This window comes from Streptomyces sp. NPDC006643 (assembly GCF_042870175.1).
In the GTDB taxonomy this organism is placed as follows: Bacteria; Actinomycetota; Actinomycetes; order Streptomycetales; family Streptomycetaceae; genus Streptomyces.
Genome location: NZ_JBIAHA010000017.1, coordinates 1 through 21,698 on the forward strand (window position 1 = coordinate 1; position 21,698 = coordinate 21,698).

The 21,698-nt window shown below is 72.3% G+C and carries 17 protein-coding genes, 1 rRNA gene and 1 pseudogene; 12 read left to right on the forward strand and 7 right to left on the reverse strand.

What is annotated here, in order from left to right; all coding sequences use genetic code 11:
- Positions 1 to 88 (forward strand): 5S ribosomal RNA (gene rrf / locus ACFYNU_RS22855); the annotation flags it as partial.
- Positions 89 to 1,078: 990 nt separating this feature from the next.
- Positions 1,079 to 1,849 carry a tetratricopeptide repeat protein gene (locus ACFYNU_RS22860; RefSeq protein ID WP_356588568.1) on the forward strand — a complete coding sequence of 257 codons (771 nt, stop codon included), beginning with the start codon at positions 1,079 to 1,081 and terminating at the stop codon, positions 1,847 to 1,849.
- Positions 1,850 to 1,912: 63 nt separating this feature from the next.
- Here the strand turns inward: ACFYNU_RS22860 and ACFYNU_RS22865 are convergent, their stop codons facing one another.
- Positions 1,913 to 3,217 carry a DUF1015 domain-containing protein gene (locus ACFYNU_RS22865; protein ID WP_356588264.1) on the reverse strand — a complete coding sequence of 435 codons (1,305 nt, stop codon included), beginning with the start codon at positions 3,215 to 3,217 and terminating at the stop codon, positions 1,913 to 1,915.
- Between the two features lie 85 nt (positions 3,218 to 3,302).
- Here ACFYNU_RS22865 and ACFYNU_RS22870 point away from each other — a divergent pair, with 85 nt between their 5' ends.
- Positions 3,303 to 4,331 (forward strand): HAD hydrolase-like protein, encoded by a 1,029-nt coding sequence (locus tag ACFYNU_RS22870; protein WP_356588266.1) that lies wholly within the window; start codon positions 3,303 to 3,305, stop codon positions 4,329 to 4,331.
- Positions 4,332 to 4,404: 73 nt separating this feature from the next.
- Here the strand turns inward: ACFYNU_RS22870 and ACFYNU_RS22875 are convergent, their stop codons facing one another.
- Positions 4,405 to 5,241: a siderophore-interacting protein gene (locus ACFYNU_RS22875; RefSeq protein WP_356588268.1), complete on the reverse strand. Its 837-nt coding sequence runs from the start codon at positions 5,239 to 5,241 to the stop codon at positions 4,405 to 4,407.
- Positions 5,238 to 6,317: an ABC transporter substrate-binding protein gene (locus tag ACFYNU_RS22880; protein WP_356588270.1), complete on the reverse strand. Its 1,080-nt coding sequence runs from the start codon at positions 6,315 to 6,317 to the stop codon at positions 5,238 to 5,240. The genes ACFYNU_RS22875 and ACFYNU_RS22880 overlap by 4 nt, the downstream gene beginning before the upstream one ends.
- A 64-nt stretch (positions 6,318 to 6,381) precedes the next feature.
- Between ACFYNU_RS22880 and ACFYNU_RS22885 the strand changes: the two genes are divergently transcribed.
- From ACFYNU_RS22885 to ACFYNU_RS22895, 3 genes are all read left to right on the forward strand, one after another.
- Positions 6,382 to 7,440, forward strand: a complete 1,059-nt coding sequence (locus ACFYNU_RS22885) for a FecCD family ABC transporter permease (RefSeq protein ID WP_388767102.1) — start codon at positions 6,382 to 6,384, stop codon at positions 7,438 to 7,440.
- On the forward strand, positions 7,437 to 8,525 hold the full coding sequence (locus ACFYNU_RS22890) for an iron chelate uptake ABC transporter family permease subunit (protein ID WP_356588272.1): 1,089 nt from the start codon (positions 7,437 to 7,439) through the stop codon (positions 8,523 to 8,525). The genes ACFYNU_RS22885 and ACFYNU_RS22890 overlap by 4 nt, the downstream gene beginning before the upstream one ends.
- A 77-nt stretch (positions 8,526 to 8,602) precedes the next feature.
- On the forward strand, positions 8,603 to 9,418 hold the full coding sequence (locus ACFYNU_RS22895) for an ABC transporter ATP-binding protein (RefSeq protein WP_356588274.1): 816 nt from the start codon (positions 8,603 to 8,605) through the stop codon (positions 9,416 to 9,418).
- An 89-nt stretch (positions 9,419 to 9,507) separates the two neighbouring features.
- On the opposite strand, the gene ACFYNU_RS22900 is transcribed toward ACFYNU_RS22895, so the two are convergent.
- Positions 9,508 to 9,855, reverse strand: a complete 348-nt coding sequence (locus ACFYNU_RS22900) for an SCP2 sterol-binding domain-containing protein (protein ID WP_356588276.1) — start codon at positions 9,853 to 9,855, stop codon at positions 9,508 to 9,510.
- 42 nt (positions 9,856 to 9,897) lie between these two features.
- Between ACFYNU_RS22900 and ACFYNU_RS22905 the strand changes: the two genes are divergently transcribed.
- From ACFYNU_RS22905 to ACFYNU_RS22925, 5 genes are all read left to right on the forward strand, one after another.
- Positions 9,898 to 10,212 carry a hypothetical protein gene (locus tag ACFYNU_RS22905; RefSeq protein ID WP_356588278.1) on the forward strand — a complete coding sequence of 105 codons (315 nt, stop codon included), beginning with the start codon at positions 9,898 to 9,900 and terminating at the stop codon, positions 10,210 to 10,212.
- Positions 10,213 to 10,219: 7 nt separating this feature from the next.
- On the forward strand, positions 10,220 to 11,035 hold the full coding sequence (locus ACFYNU_RS22910; protein WP_356588280.1) for a TlyA family RNA methyltransferase: 816 nt from the start codon (positions 10,220 to 10,222) through the stop codon (positions 11,033 to 11,035).
- 14 nt (positions 11,036 to 11,049) lie between these two features.
- Entirely contained in the window at positions 11,050 to 11,985 is a 936-nt protein-coding gene (locus ACFYNU_RS22915; protein WP_388767106.1) for an NAD kinase, read from the forward strand.
- Positions 11,986 to 12,240: 255 nt separating this feature from the next.
- Positions 12,241 to 13,962 (forward strand): DNA repair protein RecN, encoded by a 1,722-nt coding sequence (recN, locus tag ACFYNU_RS22920; protein WP_356588572.1) that lies wholly within the window; start codon positions 12,241 to 12,243, stop codon positions 13,960 to 13,962.
- 179 nt (positions 13,963 to 14,141) lie between these two features.
- Positions 14,142 to 15,230: a glycosyltransferase family 4 protein gene (locus tag ACFYNU_RS22925; RefSeq protein ID WP_356588284.1), complete on the forward strand. Its 1,089-nt coding sequence runs from the start codon at positions 14,142 to 14,144 to the stop codon at positions 15,228 to 15,230.
- A 115-nt stretch (positions 15,231 to 15,345) separates the two neighbouring features.
- On the opposite strand, the gene ACFYNU_RS22930 is transcribed toward ACFYNU_RS22925, so the two are convergent.
- From ACFYNU_RS22930 to ACFYNU_RS22940, 3 genes and pseudogenes are all read right to left on the reverse strand, one after another.
- Complete coding sequence (locus ACFYNU_RS22930; protein WP_356588286.1) at positions 15,346 to 16,977, reverse strand: PucR family transcriptional regulator; 1,632 nt, start codon at positions 16,975 to 16,977, stop codon at positions 15,346 to 15,348.
- A gap of 82 nt (positions 16,978 to 17,059) precedes the next feature.
- Positions 17,060 to 17,292, reverse strand: a pseudogene (locus ACFYNU_RS22935) (peptidoglycan-binding protein); the annotation flags it as partial.
- 108 nt (positions 17,293 to 17,400) lie between these two features.
- Entirely contained in the window at positions 17,401 to 19,209 is a 1,809-nt protein-coding gene (locus ACFYNU_RS22940; RefSeq protein WP_356588574.1) for a glycoside hydrolase family 15 protein, read from the reverse strand.
- A 776-nt stretch (positions 19,210 to 19,985) separates the two neighbouring features.
- Here ACFYNU_RS22940 and ACFYNU_RS22945 point away from each other — a divergent pair.
- Positions 19,986 to 21,644 carry a CTP synthase gene (locus tag ACFYNU_RS22945; protein WP_356588288.1) on the forward strand — a complete coding sequence of 553 codons (1,659 nt, stop codon included), beginning with the start codon at positions 19,986 to 19,988 and terminating at the stop codon, positions 21,642 to 21,644.
- Positions 21,645 to 21,698: the final 54 nt, after the last annotated feature.

Below are 21,698 nucleotides of genomic sequence, written 5' to 3' on the forward strand. Positions count from 1 at the left end.
CGGTTACATTCCGAACCCGGAAGCTAAGCCTTTCAGCGCCGATGGTACTGCAGGGGGGACCCTGTGGGAGAGTAGGACGCCGCCGAACAATCTTTCATGGACCCCTGGTCCAGCGTTCACGCTGGACCAGGGGTCTTTTGTGTTTTCTTGCCTTTTCTGTTGGAAGCGCGGTCGACCGTCGGCTGCGTGAGAATGACTGTGGTACCCGAAGACAGGAGCCGTGCCGATGTCCCCCAACTCTCCCGACGACCGTCCGGAGCGCGAATCACGTCGTAGGGACGGTGGTGGTGACCGGAGCGGTTCCCGTGGCGGTGGTCGTCCCACCGGCAGAAGCGGCGGAGGCGTCGGCGACTACGTGGCCCGGGGCGACAACCGTGGCGGCGACCGGCCCGCGAGCAGTGGTCGGCCTACCGGTGGCGGTCGTCCTGCGGGCGGTGGCCGGCCGACGGGTGGTACCGGTGGTCGTGGGCGTGATGAGCGCCCCTCCTCCCGTCGTGACGACCGGCCGAGCGGCCCGCGTCGTGACCGTGATGACGACCGTGGTGGCAGGCCCACCACCGGTGGCCGTCCTTCGAGCGGTGGCCGTCCGGCCGCCGGTGGCGGCGGGTTCCGTGGGCGGGACGAGCGTCCCAGCGGCCCGCGTCGTAACGACGAGCGTGGCGACCGTGGCGGCCGGCCCTCCAGTGGCGGCAGGCCCACCACCGGTGGCCGCCCCGGTGGTCCGCGTCGTGACCGGGATGACGACCGTGGTGGCAGGCCCACCGGCGGCGGCCGTCCCGTGAGCGGTGGGCGTCCGACCGGCAGCTCAGGCGGCGGCCGTCCCACCAGCGGTGGGCGTCCCAGTGGACCGCGCCGAGACGACCGCCGTGACGACCGCCGCGACGAGCGTCCCTCCTTCCGTCGTGACGACCGGCCGAGCGGCCCGCGTCGTGACAGCGACCGTGGCGGCAGTTACGGCCGGCGGGACGACCGGGAGCGTGGCGGGTTCCGTGGGCGTGACGACCGTGACGACCGCAGCGGCAGTTACGGGCGTCGTGACGACCGTGACCGTGACAGGGACCGGGAGCCCATCAAGCGGCTGCCGATCCCGGAGGATGTCACCGGTGACGAGATCGACAAGGCGGTGCGGCAGGAGTTGATGAGCCTGCCCAAGACGCTCGCCGACGACGTCGCCAAGAACCTCGTTATGGTCGCGAACCTCATCGACGAGGACCCCGACCAGGCCTACGCCTATTCGCGCGTGGCGCTGCGGCTCGCCTCCAGGGTCGCCGCCGTACGGGAGGCCGCCGGCTTCGCCGCGTACGCGACGCAGAAGTACGGCGAGGCGCTCGCCGAGTTCAGGGCGGCGCGGCGGATGACCGGCAATGTCGACCTGTGGCCCGTCATGGCGGACTGCGAGCGTGGTCTGGGCCGTCCCGAACGGGCGTTGACCATGGCCGGTGAGCCCGAGGTGCTGAAGCTGGACAAGGCGGGACAGGTCGAGATGCGGCTGGTCGCCGCAGGCGCGCGCCGGGACATGGGGCAGATCGACGCCGCCATCGTGACCTTGCAGGGTCCCGAGCTGGGCTCCAACTCCGTACAGCCGTGGTCCGCGCGGCTGCGTTACGCGTACGCCGACGCGCTGTTGTCGGCCGGGCGTGAGGACGAGGCGCGCGAGTGGTTCGCCAAGGCCCTGGAGGCCGACAAGGACGGCGCCACGGACGCGTCGGACCGCCTCGCCGCCCTGGACGGCGTCCAGTTCGTGGACGTGGACACGGACACGGACCTGGACGACGACGAGGACCAGGACGAGGACCGGAACGAAGGCCGGGACCAGGACCAGGACGAGGACGACGACGAGAGGTCCTGATCAGTCGGAGAGCGGGCGTGCGGTATCCCCACCGGGGGTGCCGCCCGTCCGCTCTTTCGTTTCTCAGCCGTCCGCGAGACTCCGCAGCACCAGGCCCGTCGCCGGTTTCGGGCCGAACGACGTCGACTTGCGCGGCATCGTGACCGCGTGGCGTGCCAGCTCCCGTACGACCTCCTCGCGTATCGGGTGCAGCAGGACCGCCGTACTGCCGTGCCGTTCCGCCTGTTCCACGACGGCTTCCGTGTCGTGGATGTACGAGATGTGTTCGGGCGCGTCCGGGATCTTCCAGATGTGGTCGAGCAGCGTCGAGTGCAGCACGGTCGCGTCGAGCGCGCGCCACTCCTGCGGGCGGTCGGCCGGCACCGTACGGGCGAGCAGCGCAGGGTCGGGGCGGTCGATCAGATGGAAGCGGCCGTCGCCCGCCAGCAGGAAGGCGTTGGCCGTGCCGTTGTCGGCGGTGGCCGCCTCGGACAGGGCGTCGAGGGCCTGCCGCAGTGTGCCGTCGATCGTGCGGACGCGGAAGGAACCCGGTACGTCCCTCAGCGCCGCCAGCGCGTCCGCGACCGGCAGCCGGTGCAGCAGCCGGTGGATCGCGCGGACCTGGAGAGGATGGCGCGCGGTGTCGACCAGCAGCACCAGGCCGTACGCCCAGGGCCCGGCCTCGCCCGGCGGGTGTTCCTCGCGCAGCCGCAGATAGGTGGCCCACCGGTGGTGGCCGTCGGCGATGAGTGCCTGACGGTCCGCCAGGTCCCGCTCGATCTCGGCCAGTTCGGCGGGATCGGTGACCGACCACAGGCGGTGGGCGAAGCCGTCCTCCGTGGTGGTGGAGAGCAGAGGAGTGCGCCGCACGGTGCGTTCGACGACGGCCGTCGTGCCGGTCGTGTCGCCGTCGCTGCGGTACGTGAGGAGCAGTGGCTCCAGATTGGTGGCGGTCGCCCGCATCAGGGCCGCGCGGTCCTCGACGATGTCCGGCATCACGTCCTCGTGCGGCAGGACGACACCCTCGGCAGGTGTCGACAGGGCGAGGGCCCCGATGACCCCGCGCTGGAGCAGATCGCCCTTGCGCTGCTCGTACACGTACAACGCCGGTTCCGTGTCCGGCGCGAGGACGCCCTCGTCGAGCCAGCGCCTGAGCGTGTTCGCCGCCTGACGGTGCCGGTCGGCGGCGGTCGCGGCCTGGGGCAGGATCAGCCGGACGATGTTGTGCGGGTCGGCCGACTCCAGATGGAGCAGCCCGTCGGGCCGTACGACGACGTCGTACGGCGGTGAGGTGACGGCTGCGAGGCTGCCCACCCGCTCGGGGACGTAGCGCAGTCCGCGGAACGGGATGAGGCGGAGGCCTTTCGCTGCCGGCCCTGTGGTGTTCATCTCCGCATCGTATGCGGGTCCGGGCATGAGCGATGATCGGGGGAGGAGAGCCCGACCATGGGGCGGAAGAGGGAGCGGGAGACTGATGAGTCAGCCGAGCAGGACCAGGCCCGACGGCAGCGCGACGGCGCTGAGCGAGGCGTACGACACGGCTCTGCTGGATCTCGACGGCGTGGTGTACGCGGGCGGCGAGGCCATCGAGTACGCCGTCGACTCGCTGATCACCGCCCGGGACGGCGGGATGCACCTCGCGTACGTGACCAACAACGCCCTGCGGACGCCGGACGCCGTCGCCGCGCATCTGACGGAGCTGGGGGTGCCCGCCGAGCCCGCCGAGGTGATCACCTCCGCGCAGGCGGTGGCCCGGCTGATCGCCGAGCAGGTGCCGGCCGGTGCGCGGGTGCTGGTGATCGGCGGCGAGGGGCTGCGGGTCGCCCTGCGGGAGCGGGGACTTGTGCCGGTCGAGTCGGCCGACGACGACCCGGCGGCCGTGGCGCAGGGCTACGGGGGGCCGGATCTGGCCTGGGGGCGGTTCGCCGAGGCCGGGTACGCGATCGCGCGCGGGGTGCCGTGGTTCGCGTCCAACACCGACCTGACCATTCCGAGCGCGCGGGGGATCGCACCGGGCAACGGGGCGGCCGTGGAGGTCGTACGGATCGCCACGGGCGCCGATCCGCAGGTCGCGGGCAAGCCGCTGCCGCCGATGCACCGGGAGACGGTGCTGCGTACGGGGGCGAAGCGGCCGATCGTCGTGGGGGACCGGCTGGACACCGACATCGAGGGCGCGTTCAACGGTGGTGTGGACTCGCTGCTGGTGCTGACCGGGGTGACGGACGGGGCGGGGCTGCTGGCCGCCGAGCCGAAGCACCGGCCGACGTATGTCGACGCGGATCTGCGGGGGTTGCTGACCGGTCAGCCCGAAGTGGTCGCCGGGAAGGGCGAGTTCGGGTGCGGCGGGTGGACCGCTTCCGTACGGGACGACGTACTGGTCCTCGACGGGGACGGGGCGGCGATGGACGGGTTGCGGGCGCTGTGCGCCGCGGCCTGGACGCACGCGGGGGACGGCGCGTGCGCCCTGGACGCGGGCAAGGTGCTGGCGAAGCTGGGGCTGTAGCGCGTCGATCGCCGGGCGGATTCGGACCGAGCCCGCCCGGCGCCCTGTCGCCCCGTCCTCCCGTGCCCCGGCGCTACGCGTCCTCGCCCGAGCGCAGCAGCTCGTCCTCGGAGGTACCGCGCCGCCAGTAGCCGGTGAACTTGACCGCCTTGCGGTCGATGCCGCGCTCGCCCACGAGGTGTCTGCGTACGGCCTTGACGGTCGCCGACTCGCCCGCGATCCAGGCGTACGGCGTGCCGTCCGGCAGGTCGTCGGCCGCCCGGATCGCGTCCTCGGTGGCGGGCGCCGACTCCTCCCGTACGAGCCAGGTGACGTGCGCGTCGGCCTTGGTGGGGAGTTCCCACCGGTCGGCGCCGTGGTGGAGCGTGAGCCAGACGCGGGCGGGCATGCCGGGCGGCAGGGACTCCAGGATGCCGGCGACCGCCGGGAGCGCCGACTCGTCGCCGGTCAGCAGGATCCAGTCGGTGCCGTCCGGCGGCCGGAAGTCGTAGCCCGCGTTCTCCTCGTGGATCGGGGCGAGAATGCCGACCTGGGCGCCGGGCGCGGCGTTCAGCGCCCACTGGGTGGCCGGACCCTCCTCGGATCCGGGCGGCAGTTCGTGCACGGCGAAGTCGACGTCCAACTCCTGCGGATCGCGGCGCAGTTCGCGCACCGTGTAGGTGCGCATGACGCCCCGTACGGCAGGGTCGAGGGCGCGCCACGCGTCCCACCAGTGCCCGTCGTCGGGACCCGGCAGGACCGGGGCCTCCTGGCCGGGACGTGGCAGGAACAGCTTCACGCGCTGGTCCCGGCCGGCCGTCGCCATGCGGGCCACGTCGTCGCCGCCGAAGGTGACGCGGACGAACGAGGGGGTGGGGCGGGTCGTACGCAGCACCCTCAGGGTGAAGAACTGGAACGGCGCGTCGCTCATCGGGCGAGCCTCCTCGACTTCGTCACGGCTGCGGCGAGTTGTTCGAGCACCGGTGCGTAACCGGCGTAGCTGTAGCGCTCCTCCATCGACCACGGCGTGATCTGGTCGGCCTTGACGGCGGGCAGCCGGCTCCAGGTGGGCCGCTTGGCGAGTTCGGAGACGGGGAGGGCGTTCGAGCGGTTGTCGACCATGATGAGGTCGGCGTGGTACTTGTCGGCGTTCTCCCAGCTGAGGAACTCCCAGAAGCCGAACTCGTCGGACTTCACGCCCTCGACGAACTCGATGCCGAGATCCTTGAAGTAGTTGAGGTCGCAGTACGAGTCGGGTACGGCGACGTACATCTGCTCGGCGTCGCCCGTCATGGCGAGGACCTTGAGGCCGCCGTCCTTCTTCTTCCCGGCCGCCGCCGCGCGCAGGGTCTTCTCCGCCCTGTCGAAGCGGGCCTTGGCGTCGACGACCTTCCGGGCGGACAGGTCGCCGCCGAGGGATTCGGCCAACTCCGTGTAGCGCTTGAGGGGTTGGAGCAGGCTGACCCGGCCGCCGGTGATGCCGACGCTCGGTGCGAGGGCCTCGATCTTCTTGACGCTCTCGGCCGGTACGAACCAGAGGTCCGGCGGCGGGAACATGTTGCTGATCAGCAGGTCGGGCTCCAGGGCGGCGTACTTCTCGATGTTGAACTCGCCCCACGCCTTGCCGAGGCTGGTGAGTTTCGTCAGGTCGAGGTCGCCCGCCTGCGGGTTGGGCTTGCCGCCGACCGGGTCGGTCGGGCCGAAGACTCCCGTGCACTCGACGCCGTAGTCGTGCAGGGCGGCGGCGGAGCTGATGAACGCGACGATCTTCTTGGGCAGTTGGTCGGTCTTCGCCGTTCTGCCGCGGTCGTCCTCGAAGCTCCAGGGGCCGTTCGTACCGGCACCCTTGGCGCTGCCCGCCGCACCGGCCTTCGCCGTCTTGTCCTCGGAGCCGCAGGCGGTGAGGAGCGCTCCGATTCCCAGGGCGCCGGCTCCGGTCAGCAGTCGGCGCCGGGTAAGGGACCCGGTGACGGGGAGCCCGGCCGTAACCGGAGGGGGATTGTTCATTACGGTGTTTCCCTCGCGACTTCCCTCTGAAGGATCATGTATCAGGGTAGGCTAACCTAACCTCGTGTTGGTCGACAGTCCCCCCGAATCCGAACAGAGCGCGGCGCCCGTACCGCCCACCGTGACCCGGAAGCGCCGTACGCTGCGCGCCGCCGGGCTGCTGGTGGCCGTCGGCGTCCTGCTGCTCGTCTGTGCCGTCGGTATCGCCGTCGGCGCCAAGTCGATACCGCTCGGCGATGTGTGGCACGGCTTGTTCCACAACTCCGGCACCGGCAACGACGTGATCGTCCGCGACGTCCGGCTGCCCAGGACGCTGCTCGGGCTGCTCGTCGGCGCGGCGCTCGGCCTCGCCGGCGCGGTGATGCAGGCGCTCACCCGCAACCCGCTGGCCGAACCGGGGCTGTTGGGCGTCAACGCCGGCGCCGCCGCCGCGGTGGTCTCGGCCATCAGCTTCTTCGGCGTCACCTCCATCAGCGGCTACGTGTGGTTCGCGTTCGCCGGCGCGGCGGTCGTCTCGGTGGCCGTGTACGCGCTCGGCGGCAGCCGCGGCGCCACCCCCGTACGGCTCGCCCTCGCCGGCACCGCCGCCACGGCCGCGCTCTTCGGCTACGTCAACGCGGTGCAGCTGCTGGACTCGGCGGCCCTCGACCGGCTGCGCTTCTGGACCGTCGGGTCCCTCGCGTCGGCCGACATGTCGACCGTCGGCAAGGTGTGGCCGTTCATCGCCGTCGGCATCGTGCTCGCGCTGCTGATCGCACGGCCCCTGAACGCGCTGGAGATGGGCGACGACACGGCGAGATCGCTGGGTGCCAATCTGACCCGTACCCGCGTCCTCGCCATGGTCTGCGTCACGCTGCTGTGCGGCGGGGCGACCGCGGCCTGCGGGCCGATCGTCTTCGTCGGACTGATGGTGCCGCATCTCGTACGGGCCATCACCGGGCCCGACATGCGGTGGATCCTGCCGTACGCCGCCGTCCTGTCGCCCGTCCTGCTGCTGGGCGCCGACGTGCTCGGGCGCGTCGTCGCGCGGCCCGCCGAGGTGCAGGTCGGCATCGTCACCGCGATCGTCGGCGGGCCCGTCTTCATCCAGCTCGTACGCCGCAAGAGGATGGCCCAGCTGTGAGCGATGTACGCAAGCGCCCCGACCGCGCCGCCACCCGGACCGCCCCCCGCGCCGCAACCCGCGCGGTCCGTACCCCCGGTGGTCTCTCCCTCCGGCTCGACGTCCGCACCGCCGTCGTCGTCCTGCTTCTCCTGGTCACCCTGGGCGCGACGTCCGTGATCCTCGTCGGACAGGGCGACTACCCGATGTCGCCCGGGGACGTCGTCGCGACCCTGCTCGGAAACGGCACGGCGGCACAGGAGTTCATCGTCCAGGACCTGCGGCTGCCGAGAGTCCTGGTGGGCCTTCTCGTGGGCGCGGCCCTCGGCGTCGGCGGCGCGGTCTTCCAGTCCATCTCCCGCAATCCGCTGGGCAGTCCCGACGTCATCGGCTTCGGCCAGGGCGCGACCGTCGGCGCGCTGACCGCGATCGTCGTCTTCCAGGGCGGCTCGGCAGCCGTCGCGGGCGGCGCCGTCGTCGGCGGGCTGCTGACCGGCGCCGGGATCTATCTGCTCGCCTGGAAGCGCGGCGTGCACGGCTACCGGCTGGTCCTCATCGGCATCGGCGTCGCCGCCGTACTCACCGCGGTCAACCACTACCTGATCACCAAGGCGAGCCTCGTCGACGCCACGCGCGCCGTGCTGTGGATGACGGGATCGCTCGACGGCCGGGACTGGGCCCAGGTCTGGCCGCTGCTCGCCGTCTGCGCCGTACTGATCCCCCTCGCGCTCGGCCACGGACGGCCGCTGCGCATGCTGGAGATGGGCGACGACGCGGCGTACGCGCTCGGGGTACGGGTGGAACGCACCCGCCTCGTCCTGATGGGCGCCGCCGTGCTGCTCGTCTCCGCGGCGACCGCCGCCGCCGGGCCCATCACCTTCGTCGCGCTCAGCGCACCGCAGCTGGCACGCCGACTGACCCGCTCACCGGGCCCCAACCTCGGTCCGGCCGCAGTGATGGGCGCACTGCTGCTGCTGGTCGCCGACTGGGCCGCGACGTCGGCGTTCGGCGACCGCCAGTTGCCGGCCGGTGTGGTGACCGGCGTGCTCGGCGGCTGCTATCTGCTCTGGCTGCTGGTCACCGAGCGCAAGGCGGGCCGGATATGAGCGCCGGAGTCCCCGCGGTCCCGCCCTCCCCGCAGACCTCCGGTCCCGCCCCCGATCCCACCTCCAGGAGTACGGCCATGCAGCGCCTCACAGCCGAAGCGGTGACCCTCGGCTACGACCAGCGGGTCATCGCCCGCGATCTGTCGGTCGAGATCCCCGACAACTCGTTCACCGTCATCGTCGGCCCCAACGCCTGCGGCAAATCAACCCTGTTGCGGGCACTGTCGCGGATGCTCAGGCCCTCCCAGGGGCGCGTCCTGCTCGACGGCGCCGCGATCCACTCCATGCCCGCCAAGAAGGTCGCCCGGACGCTCGGGCTGCTCCCGCAGTCGTCCATCGCGCCGGACGGCATCACGGTCGCCGACCTCGTCGCCCGGGGCCGCTATCCGCACCAGGCGCTGCTGCGCCAGTGGTCCCCGGAGGACGAACGGATTGTCGAGGAGTCGATGGCGTCGACCGGCATCGGCGAACTGGCCGATCGGTATGTCGACGAATTGTCCGGCGGCCAGCGGCAGCGGGTCTGGATCGCCATGGCACTCGCCCAGCAGACCCCGCTGCTGCTCCTGGACGAGCCCACCACCTTCCTGGACATCCAGCACCAGATCGACGTCCTCGACCTCTGCGCCGATCTGCACGAGACCCAGGGCCGTACGCTCGTCGCCGTCCTGCACGACCTCAACCACGCCGCCCGCTACGCCACACACCTCATCGCGATGCGCGAGGGCGAGATCTACGCCGAGGGGCCGCCGGCCGAGGTCGTGACGGCGGAGTTGGTCGAGCGCGTCTTCGGGCTCCGCTGCCAGGTCATCGACGACCCCGAGACGGGCACCCCGCTGGTGGTCCCGGCGGCGCGCAGGGCCCGGCACACGGTGCCGGTGGGGCTGGCGAAGTGAGGCGTGGAGCCGGTCGCCTCCGCGCGCCGAGCCGGCTCAGGACAGCGAACCGACTCGCACGGTGAGCCGACTCGTCACGCCGAGCCGGCTCAGAGCAGCGAGCGCAGCCGCAGCAGATCGCGGAAGCCCGCTTCGAGTCTGACCCGGCCCGAGCCCCACGCCTTGGCGAAGTTCAACTCGCCGTCGACCATGGCGACCAGATCGTCCCCCGCCATGGCGAGCCTGATCTGCGCCTTCTCGCGCGGCGGGCCGTCGTGCGTGTCCAGCACCTCGATCCGGCCGTCGTCGATCCGGCCGGTGAAGGTCGTGTCGAGATCCGTGATGTGGCAGCTCAGCGAGCGGTCGAAACCGCTCGCCCCGCGGATCCCGTCGTCCGCCCGTGCCATGTTGTCCGAGAGCTTGTCGAGTGCGCTGCGGCACTCCTCCTTCGTCGCCATCGTGATCGACGGTACCGCAGGGCTTCGAGGTAGCGTCTGGGCATGAGCGACGAGACGGCGGGCCCGGCCGACCAGGAGCACGCCACCCCTCCACCGGAACCCCCCGCCCCGGTCCACGACCCCGCGGCCCCGGCGCCGCTCGGTATCGAGCGCGTGCCCACCGGCAGTCCCGAGGTGGACGAGAATCTGGCCAGACTCGGTGACGCGGACCACCTCCCGGCGGACGGTCACCTCGACGTGTACGAGGATGTGCACCGGGGCCTGCGCGACGCGCTCACCGCGCTCGACACACGCCCCGGACCTGCCCAGGTCGCCCCCCGACCCGGGCCCTCGCCGTCGTACGACCACAGGAGCTGAACCGACCGTGGCAGGAGTGGCACGCCAACGCCTCGACGCCGAGCTGGTACGCCGCAAACTCGCGCGCTCACGCGAGCACGCGACCCAACTGATCGCCGCGGGACGGGTGACCGTCGGCGGGACCACCGCGACCAAGCCGGCCACCCAGGTCGAGAAAAGCGCCGCCGTCGTCGTCGCCGAGGACGGCGCCGACCCCGGGTACGTCTCGCGCGGTGGCCACAAACTCGCGGGCGCCCTGGCCGCGTTCGTACCCCAGGGCCTGCGGGTCGAGGGGCGCAGGGCGCTGGACGCGGGCGCGTCGACGGGCGGCTTCACCGACGTACTGCTGCGGGCCGGGGTCCGGCAGGTCGTCGCCGTCGACGTCGGCTACGGGCAACTCGCCTGGTCGCTCCAGAGCGATGAACGCGTCACCGTCAAGGACCGTACGAACGTACGTGAGTTGACGCTGGAGATCATCGAAGGAGAGCCGGTGGACCTGATCGTGGGGGATCTGTCGTTCATTCCGCTGGGCCTGGTGCTGCCCGCGCTGGCGCGGTGCGCCGCGCCCGACGCGGACCTGGTGCTCATGGTCAAACCGCAGTTCGAGGTCGGCAAGGAGCGCCTCGGCAGCGGCGGTGTCGTACGCAGCCCCGAGCTGCGGGCCGAGGCCGTACGGACAGTGGCGGGCAAGGCGGCGGAACTCGGCCTCGGGACCCGTGGTGTCACCGCGAGTCCGCTGCCGGGACCCGCCGGGAACGTCGAATACTTCCTGTGGCTCACCGCCGGGGCGCCCGATGTCGACCCGGCCGATGTCGACCGTGCTGTGGCGGAGGGACCCCGTTGACCCCCATGACCCCCATGAACCCGTCTCCGTCGACGACGGACGCGGAACAGGGTGCGGAGCGCCGCACCGTCTTCCTGCTCGCCCACACCGGCAGACCCGCCGCGGTCCGCAGCGCCGAACTGGTCGTGCAGGGGCTGCTGCGCGACGGTCTCGGCGTACGGGTGCTGGCCTCCGAGGCGGCCGATCTGCCGCTCCCGTCGGCCGTCGAGACCGTCCCGGAGGCCACGTCGGGCGCGCTGAACGGCTGTGAACTGCTGATCGTGCTCGGCGGCGACGGGACCCTGCTGCGCGGCGCCGCCTTCGCCCGCGCCTCGGGTGTGCCGATGCTCGGCGTCAACCTGGGGCGCGTCGGCTTCCTCGCGGAGGCGGAGCGCGACGACCTCGACAAGGTCGTGGACCGGGTGGTGACCCGCGCGTACGAGGTCGAGGAACGGATGACCATCGACGTCCTCGTGCACAGCAACGGCGATGTCGTGCACCGCGACTGGGCGCTCAACGAGGCGGCCGTGCAGAAGGTCTCGCCCGAGCGGATGCTGGAGGTCGTCCTGGAGATCGACGGGCGGCCGGTGACGGGCTTCGGCTGCGACGGCATCGTGTGCGCCACGCCGACCGGTTCGACGGCGTACGCCTTCTCGGCAGGCGGCCCCGTGGTGTGGCCGGAGGTGGAGGCGTTGCTGATGGTGCCGATCAGCGCGCACGCGCTGTTCGCGAAGCCGCTGGTCACATCGCCGAAGTCGGTACTCGCGGTGGAGGTGCAGCCGCACACGCCGCACGGGGTGCTGTGGTGCGACGGCCGCAGGACGGTCGAGCTGCCGGCGGGGGCGCGGGTGGAGGTACGGCGCGGGGCGGTGCCGGTACGGCTGGCACGACTGCACCAGGCGTCGTTCACGGACCGGCTGGTGGCGAAGTTCGCCCTTCCGGTGGCGGGATGGCGCGGGGCGCCGCACTAGAGGGCTGTGAAGTCGGTATGTCGACCCGGGCCGTCGGTCAGTGGGCCCGGGTCGACCCCTGTCATGTCACCGATCGCGTCACCGGTCGTGACGGCGTCTTGTCGGTATGTCGTCAAGAGTGCGGGCGCCGGTCGGACGCGGGGACGAAATCACCACAGACGGTGCCGTATCGCTCGGTGCGCCGCCGAACCCGGGGGCGGGGGCCGTCGCACACCGGGCTCCGGACCTCGTAAGGTCGTGTCCGTGTTGGAGGAGATGCGGATACGGTCGCTCGGAGTCATCGACGACGCGGTGGTCGAGCTGTCGCCGGGCTTCACGGCGGTGACCGGCGAGACCGGCGCGGGCAAGACCATGGTCGTCACCAGCCTGGGGCTGCTGCTCGGCGGTCGCGCCGACGCCGCCCTGGTGCGGATCGGCGCGAAGGCCGCGGTGGTGGAGGGGCGGCTCACCATGGCCGCCGACGCCCCGGCGGCCAGGCGCGCGGAAGAGGCGGGCGCCGAACTCGACGACGGCGCGCTGCTGATCAGCCGGACCGTCTCCGCCGAGGGGCGCTCGCGCGCCCATATCGGCGGACGCTCCGTGCCGGTCGGCGTGCTGGCCGAACTGGCGGACGACCTCGTCGCCGTACACGGCCAGACCGACCAGCAGGGACTGCTGCGGCCCGCGCGGCAGCGGCAGGCGCTCGACCGGTACGCGGGGGACGCGGTCGCCGCGCCGCTCGCCAAGTACACGGACGCCTACCGGCGGCTGCGGACGGTCGCCGCCGAGCTGGCGGAGCTGACCACCCGCGCCCGCGAACGGGCGCAGGAGGCCGACCTGCTGCGCTTCGGCCTGAACGAGATCGCCGCCGTCGAGCCCCGGCCCGGCGAGGACACCGAGCTGGCCGCCGAGGCCGAACGGCTCGGCCACGCCGAGGCGCTGGCGTCCGCGGCTTCCCTCGCGCACGCGGCGCTCGCCGGCGACCCCGAGGACCCGACGGAGGGCGGCGACGCGACGACGCTCGTCGGCGGCGCGGGCCGCGCCCTGGAGGCCGTACGGTCCCACGACCCGGCCCTGGCGGCCCTCGCCGACCGGATGGGCGAGATCGCGATCCTGCTGGCGGACGTGGCCGGTGAACTCGCCGGTTACGCCGACAATCTGGACTCCGACCCGCTGCGGCTCGCGGCGGTGGAGGAGCGGCGGGCCTCGCTCACCGGGCTGACGCGCAAGTACGGCCAGGACATCGACGGCGTGCTGGCCTGGGCCCAGGAGAACGCGGCGCGGCTGACGGAACTTGAGGGCGACGACGACAGGATCGGCGAGCTGACCGCCGAGCACACCACTCTGTTGGGTGAACTCTCCGGTCTGGCGCAGGCGTTGACCGACGCCCGCACCGAGGCGGCGGCCCGCTTCGCGGAAGCCGTCACCGGCGAACTGGCGTCCCTGGCGATGCCGCACGCACGGGTCACGTTCAATGTGACGCAGACCGAGGACCCGGAGGGTGTCGAGGTCGACGGCCGCCCGGTGGCGTACGGCTCGTCCGGCGCCGACGAGGTCGAACTGCTGCTGGCCCCGCACCCCGGCGCCCAGCCGAGGCCGATCGCCAAGGGCGCGTCCGGCGGTGAGCTGTCGCGCGTGATGCTCGCCGTCGAGGTGGTCTTCGCCGGGTCCGATCCGGTGCCGACATATCTCTTCGACGAGGTGGACGCGGGCGTCGGCGGCAAGGCGGCGGTCGAGGTCGGCCGGCGGCTCGCGAAGCTCGCCAAGTCCGCGCAGGTGGTGGTCGTGACGCACCTGCCGCAGGTCGCGGCGTTCGCCGACCGGCAGCTGCTGGTGGAGAAGAGGCACGACGGTTCGGTGACCCGGTCCGGTGTCACGGTCCTCGAAGGGGAGGACCGGGTGCGGGAGTTGTCCCGGATGCTGGCGGGCCAGGAGGACTCGGAGACGGCCCGCGCGCATGCCGAGGAACTGCTGGCGACGGCCCGCGCCGACGCGTAGGAGCGGGCGCCGCGGCGGCGGTACCGTGGTGGTGCGCGTCGCGAGGTCACTCGTGTGAGTGATCCTGCGCGGGGAGCCGGGACGACCGACACACCCGCGACGTCCCTCGGTGCCGGAAGGTCCGTACCGGCTGGCATCCTTGGCGCAGCACACACCACCGGAACAGGAGCCTCGGGCACGTGACACAGCTGCGTACGGTCCAGGTGCTCGGCGGTGGCAGCGCCGGCAGCAGCGCGCACGTCAGATCGCTGGCGGCGGGCCTCGTCGCCCGGGGCGTACGGGTCACGGTCTGCGCGCCGGGCCCGCTGGAGCGGATCTACGACTTCCGGGGCTGCGGCGCCGACCATGTACCGGTGGCCCGGCGCGGCGACCCCCTCTCGCTCGGGGCGCTGCGGGCCGCCTGCGCCACCGCCGACGTGGTGCACGCACACGGACTGCACGCCGCCGTACGCGCGGCGGTCGCCCTCGGCGGGCAGCGCGTACCGCTCGTCGTCACCTGGCACACCCGCGTACACGCGGACGGGCCGCGCGGTCATCTGCTGCGGCTGCTGGAGCGAAGAGCCGTCAGATCGGCGGCCGTTGTGCTCGGCGCCTCGTCGGAACTGGTCGACCGCGCCCGCCGGCGCGGCGCCCGCGACGCACGCCTCGCGCCCGTCGCCGTCCCGGGGCCGCGCCGGGCCCCGGCACCGGACGAGAACGGCAAGGCCCGCGCCGAACTGGGCGTGGTGGGGCGGCCGTTGCTGATGGCGGTCGGCAGTCTCGTACCGGACCGGGGATACGACACCCTGCTGGACGCCGCGCGGGCGTGGCGCGGACTCGATCCCCTGCCGCTGCTCGTCATCGCGGGTGAGGGCCGCGAACGGGCCGCCCTCCAGGCGCGGATCGACACCGAGGATCTGCCCGTCAGTCTCGTCGGCCGCCGCGACGACGTGAGCGATCTCCTCGCCGCCGCCGACATCGCGCTCCTGCCCAGCCGTTGGGAGGCCCGGTCACTGCTGGCCCAGGAGGCGCTACGACTCGGCGTGCCCCTGGTCGCCACGTCGGTCGGCGCCGTACCCGAACTGGTCGGCGAGGCGGCGGAGTTGATCCCGTACGGCGACGCCGCGGCCCTCGCGGACACGGTGACGCGCCTGCTGGCCGACCCCGACCGGCGGGCCGCACTCGCGGCGGCGGGCCCGGTCCGCGCGGCGACGTGGCCGACGGAGGACCACACCATCGCCCAAGTGCTCAGCGTCTACGACGAACTGACGCAGTCTCCCCTGAGGTGACCGCGACGCGCCTCGCGGGCGGGCGCGGACAGCGAGGAGCGCCGGGGCCCAGCCCCCGTCGGACAACGCGACGAAGCATCTGACCCGCCCCGGCGCGCAGCCTCGGCGCACGGCCTCAGCGCACATGCCGCCGTGCCCGCAGGGCCAGGCTCAGGGCCAGTACCGTCTGCGGGTCGTCCAGGTCCGTGCCGAGCAGTTCGGAGATACGGGCCAGCCGGTTGTAGAGCGTCTGGCGGTTCAGATGCAGTTCGCGTGCCGTCTCCGCCTTACGGCCCGCGTGGTCCAGGAACGTCGTCAGCGTCGGCAGCAACGGGGCGCGTGACGTGCGGTCGTGGGCGAGCAGGGGGCCGATCGCGCGGTCCACGAACGCCGACAGGTCCGGGTGGTCCCGCAGCCGCCACAGCAGCAGGTCGATGTCCAGGCGCCTGGCGTCGTGCCAGGGGCGTTCCGGCAGGCCGCCCGCCGCCGTGGCGGTCTCCGCCGCGTGGCGCAGGCCCGCGCTCGCCGCCGCCCAGCCGCCCGGGACGCCGACGACCACCACGGGCCGCCGGCCGCCCGGCCGTTCCAGTCCGGCCCGCTCCACGCCCGCCCGCAGCGCCGCCGCCACCCGGTCGGCCACCGCCGCGCGTTCGGACTCCGCGCGCAGCCCCAGCAGCAACGGGATCCGGCCCTCCACAGGCCGTACGCCCAGCAGCACCGGCACTCCCACCGACGCCAGTTCCTCCAGCACGGCCCGTGCCAGCGGTGCCCAGTCGGCCGACGGGGCGGGCTCGGGGCCCAGCCGCATCACCACCGGCAGCAGAGGGCCGTCGCCCGGCCGGAAGCCCAGCACCGCCGCCTGCGCGGGCGCGTCGTCCGCCGCGACGCGGCCCTCCGCGAGATCGGTGAGGAAGTCGCCCCGGCCCCGCGCCGCCAGCTCGTCCTCCTGGCGCGCCTGCATCAGGACGACCGCCAGGATGCCCGCCGCCCGCTCGGCCGCCATCCGGTGCACCGGCAGCAGCGGGGTGGCGACCGGAGGCAGCACGAGCCGGGCGCGCACGGAACCGGCCCCGTGCCCGCCACCCGGTACGTCCACCAGCACCGTGCCCGTCGGCGGACCGGCCTCGCGGTCGGCCCGCTGTGCCCGTAGCCCCTCCCACACCTGGAGCGGTTCGGCGGCCGTCGGCGCGCCCGCGGCGCCGGCCGCCGCGTACAGCAACTGTCCGTCGGCGGTCTCCAGGAAGACCGGGTTGCCCGCGAAGTCGGCGAGGATACGCAGCACCTGGGGCACGCCGCCGCCGTCGAGCAGCGCGTCCGTGCACCGCCGGTGGACCTCCTCGGCGTGGCGCAGCAGCGCGTAGTGCCCGTTGACGATCTCGGTGTGGACCTCCTCGGTCACCGAGACGAACGGCACCTCCCGGTGCAACTGCACCAGCGGCAGCCCGGCCGCCCGCGCCGCCTCCACGACGGCGGCGGGCAGCCGCCCGAACCGCGGCCCCAGCTCCACCACCAGCGCGGCGATCCCGCGATCGGCCAGCCTCTGTACGAAGGCGCGCTGCTCGGCGGGGCGGGTGCCCAGACCGATGCCGGTGGTGAGCAGCAGCTCGCCGCCCTTGAGGAGGGAGGCGATGTTCGGCACCTCGCCCGCGTGCACCCAGCGCACGGTGCGGTGCAGCCGGTCGGCCCCGGCGACGACCTCCGGGAGCCCGCCGCGCAGTCCCGGCAGCTCAAGGGCCCGTCGTACGGTGATCCCGGCCTGTTCGTCCATGCCTCCGGACGCTACCCGGCCCGCGCCCCGGTGTCCGTATTCGGGTCGTGCGGGCCGCCGGGCGTCATACCGTCGAGGGCGGTCAGGACGCCGGGACCTTCAGTTTGTCCCAGCTCGTCCTGCCCGGAATGCCGTCCGCGTCCTTGCCACTGAAGCCGAGCTTCCGCTGCCACGCCTGGTAGGACTTTCGGTCGGCGTCCGTCCACTCGGGGCCGGGCCCCACTTCGTATCGGTCGCAGGGGCGGGACCCGGAGGCTTTCCGGCGAGCCTGTCGGCTATCCGCCTGCGCATGCCGTCCATCGTGAACCCACGCGGGGGCCGGCTCCAGTGAGAGGAGTGCGGGAGAGGGATTCCCGGCTGCCCTGTCGGACCGGACAGGCAGCCGGGAATCCCGGAAGCGGTCAACCTCCGTACGCGGGGCGGTCAGCCCCCGTACGCGCCCGACGCCGTCAGCCGCAGCGCCGTGTCGATCAGCGGCACATGGCTGAACGCCTGCGGGAAGTTGCCGACCTGCCGCTGGAGCCGGGAGTCCCACTCCTCGGCGAGCAGCCCCAGGTCGTTGCGGAGCGCCAGCAGCTTCTCGAAGAGCTTGCGGGCCTCGTCGACCCGGCCGATCATCGCGAGATCGTCCGCCAGCCAGAACGAGCAGGCCAGGAACGCCCCTTCGTCACCCTCAAGACCGTCCACACCGGCGTCGTCGCCCGACGTCGGGTAGCGCAGGACGAAGCCGTCCTCCGTGGACAGCTCGCGCTGGATCGCCTCGATGGTGCCGATGACGCGCTTGTCGTCCGGCGGCAGGAAGCCCATCTGCGGGATCAGCAGCAGCGACGCGTCCAGCTCCTTGGAGCCGTACGACTGCGTGAAGGTGTTGCGCTCCTTGTCGTAACCCTTCTCGCACACGTCGTGGTGGATGTCGTCGCGCATCTCGCGCCAGCGCTCCAGCGGGCCGTCCGCGTCGCCGGACTCGATCAGCTTGATCGTCCGGTCGACCGCGACCCACGCCATCACCTTCGAGTGCACGAAGTGGCGGCGCGGGCCGCGCACCTCCCAGATGCCCTCGTCCGGCTGGTCCCAGTGGGTCTCCAGATACTCGATCAGCTTGAGCTGGAGCAGCGAGGCGTAGTCGTTGCGCGCCAGGCCCGTCATGTGCGCCAGATGCAGGGCCTCGGTGACCTCGCCGTACACATCCAGCTGGAGTTGGTGCGCCGCGCCGTTGCCGACCCGGACCGGGCCCGACTGCTCGTATCCCGGCAGCCAGTCCAGCTCCGCCTCGCCCAGCTCTCGCTCGCCCGCGATCCCGTACATGATCTGGAGGTTCTCGGGGTCGCCGGCGACGGCCCGCAGCAGCCACTCACGCCAGGCGCGGGCCTCCTCGCGGTAGCCGGTGCGCAGCAGGGAGGACAGGGTGATGGCGGCGTCGCGCAGCCAGGTGTAGCGGTAGTCCCAGTTCCGTACGCCCCCGATCTCCTCGGGCAGCGACGTGGTGGGCGCGGCGACGATGCCGCCGGTCGGCGCGTACGTCAGGGCCTTGAGCGTGATCAGCGAGCGGACGACGGCCTCGCGGTAGGGGCCGTGGTACGTGCAGTGCTCGACCCACTCGCGCCAGAAGTCCGACGTGAGCGCGAGCGACCCCTCGGGATCCGGCAGCGCGGGCGGCTGCCGGTGGGAGGGCTGCCAGCTGATGGTGAACGCGACGCGGTCGCCGGGCGCCACGGTGAAGTCGGAGTACGTCGTGAGGTTCTTGCCGTACGTGTCCGCCTCGGTGTCGAGCCAGATCGAGTCCGGCCCGGCGACGGCGACGGTGCGGTTGTCCACCTGGTGCACCCAGGGCACCACCCGGCCGTAGCTGAAACGCATCCGCAGCGCGGAGCGCATCGGCACCCGGCCGCTGACACCTTCCACGATCCGGATCAGCTGCGGCGCGCCGTCACGCGGGGGCATGAAATCGGTCACTCTGACCGTGCCGCGCGGCGTGTCCCATTCCGATTCCAGGATCAGGGAGTCGCCCACGTAGCGGCGCCGGTCGGCCCGCGGGGGTTCGGCTCCCGCGGGGGAGGCCGGTCCGAGCCGCCAGAAACCGTGTTCGTCGGTCCCCAGCAGCGCCGCGAACACGGCGTGCGAGTCGAAGCGGGGCAGGCACAGCCAGTCGACTGTGCCGTCCCGGCAGACCAGGGCGGCGGTCTGCATGTCTCCGATGAGTGCGTAATCCTCGATGCGCCCGGCCACGTGCATCTCCAGTCGAACGGCCACGTTCGCCCCTCGGGGCGCTTACTGCGGTCAAGGGTCGTTGACGAGCTCTTTTTCCGGGAACACGGGCGGGGATAGTGCCGTTTGCCGGCCGGACTCGGCAGCGAATGTCCGAGCAGGATACGACGCACCTCGGAGATCCGCGCAGGTGTCCAGGCAACACAAATGAGCCGAACGAGTGGGCCGGGGGCGGCGGAGCCCGTGCCGTCGCAGGTCCGATGACGTGCGGTGACGGAGCGGCGACTGAGCGCGGGCGGTTCGATGACCCCCGGGTGACCGGGCGGTGACCGTCCGCTGATCATGAAGGCTTGTGAGGTGATCAATTTGTGATCTTGGGCGAGGGTCGCGAGGCCGCTTCCGTGCGTGTTCCGTGTGCTTTTCGTGCGTGTTCGGCGTGAGTCCGACGTACGTCCGAAGCGCCTCCGGCAAGCGTCCGGCGCACGGGACGGGTGGCCGGAAATCGCCCCCGATGCGGCCTCGGTACCGGTGTGTTCGGGCGGCCGGCAGCGGGTGGACCCGGGGGCATCGCGAGCGGCGTCGCCGCCCCGTCGGCGAAGGTCCGGGGCACGGCCGAGGGGAACGTCGCGCCGCCGTCGCTGTTACCCTGGTGGCCCGTGGACGGATGGCCCCCCAGCGCTTCTCAGGGGCCCCGAACCGCAGCGACGGCACCCCTCCAGATCCTCCGGCTCGCACCGGTGATCCACCGGGCGGGAGCGCCGGTACGCACCTCAGACCGCGACCACGGGAGCCCCCTCTTGGCCATGCCGAACCGATCCACGACCTCCTCGACGACCAAGCACATCTTCGTCACCGGGGGCGTCGCCTCCTCCCTCGGCAAGGGCCTGACCGCCTCCAGCCTGGGGGCTCTCCTCAAAGCGCGGGGCCTGCGGGTCACCATGCAGAAGCTCGACCCGTATCTGAACGTCGACCCCGGCACGATGAACCCCTTCCAGCACGGTGAGGTGTTCGTCACCAACGACGGCGCCGAGACCGACCTGGACATCGGGCACTACGAGCGCTTCCTCGACGTCGACCTCGACGGCTCGGCCAACGTCACCACCGGCCAGGTCTACTCCACGGTCATCGCCAAGGAACGGCGCGGCGAATACCTCGGCGACACCGTCCAGGTCATCCCGCACATCACCAACGAGATCAAGCACCGCATCCGGCGCGCGGCGACCGACGACGTCGACGTCGTCATCACGGAGGTCGGCGGCACGGTCGGCGACATCGAGTCGCAGCCGTTCCTGGAGACCGTCCGCCAGGTCCGCCACGAGGTGGGCCGCGACAACGTCTTCGTCGTGCACATCTCGCTGCTCCCGTACATCGGCCCCTCCGGCGAGCTGAAGACCAAGCCCACGCAGCACTCGGTGGCCGCGCTGCGCAGCATCGGTATCCAGCCGGACGCGATCGTGCTGCGCGCCGACCGCGAGGTGCCGCTGTCGATCAAGCGCAAGATCTCGCTGATGTGCGACGTGGACGAGGCGGCCGTGGTCGCCGCGATCGACGCGAAGTCCATCTACGACATCCCGAAGGTGCTGCACACCGAGGGCCTGGACGCGTACGTCGTACGGAAGCTGGACCTGCCGTTCCGCGACGTCGACTGGACCGTCTGGGACGACCTGCTGGACCGCGTCCACAACCCCGACCACGAGGTCACCGTCGCGCTCGTCGGCAAGTACATCGACCTGCCCGACGCGTATCTGTCGGTGACGGAGGCGCTGCGGGCCGGCGGCTTCGCCAACAAGGCGCGGGTCAAGGTCAAGTGGGTCACCTCCGACGACTGCAAGACGCCCGCGGGCGCGGCGCGGCAGCTCGGGGACGTCGACGGGATCCTGATCCCCGGCGGATTCGGCGAGCGCGGGGTGACCGGCAAGGTCGGGGCCATCCAGTACGCACGCGAACAGAAGATCCCATTGCTCGGGATCTGTCTCGGTCTCCAGTGCATCATCATCGAGGCCGCGCGCAACCTGCTGGAGAACCCGGACGCCAACTCCACGGAGTTCGACGCCGCGACCGCGCACCCGGTGATCTCCACGATGGAGGAGCAGCTCGCGTACGTGGAGGGCGCCGGCGACCTCGGCGGCACGATGCGGCTCGGGCTGTACCCGGCGAAGCTCGCGGACGGCTCGATCGTGCGGGAGGTCTACGACGACCAGCCGTACGTGGAGGAGCGCCACCGGCACCGCTACGAGGTGAACAACACCTACCGCGCCGAGCTGGAGAAGAAGGCGGGCCTCGTCTTCTCGGGCACGTCGCCCGACAACAAGCTCGTCGAGTACGTGGAGTACCCGCGTACGGCGCACCCCTATCTGGTCGCCACGCAGGCGCACCCGGAGCTGCGGTCACGCCCGACGAGGCCGCACCCGCTGTTCGCGGGCCTGGTCAAGGCGGCGGTGGAGCGTCAGCAGGGCGCGTAGGGCGCGGACCTGAGGCGATAACGTGGACCGAGGTACGGGCTCCCGGACACCGGG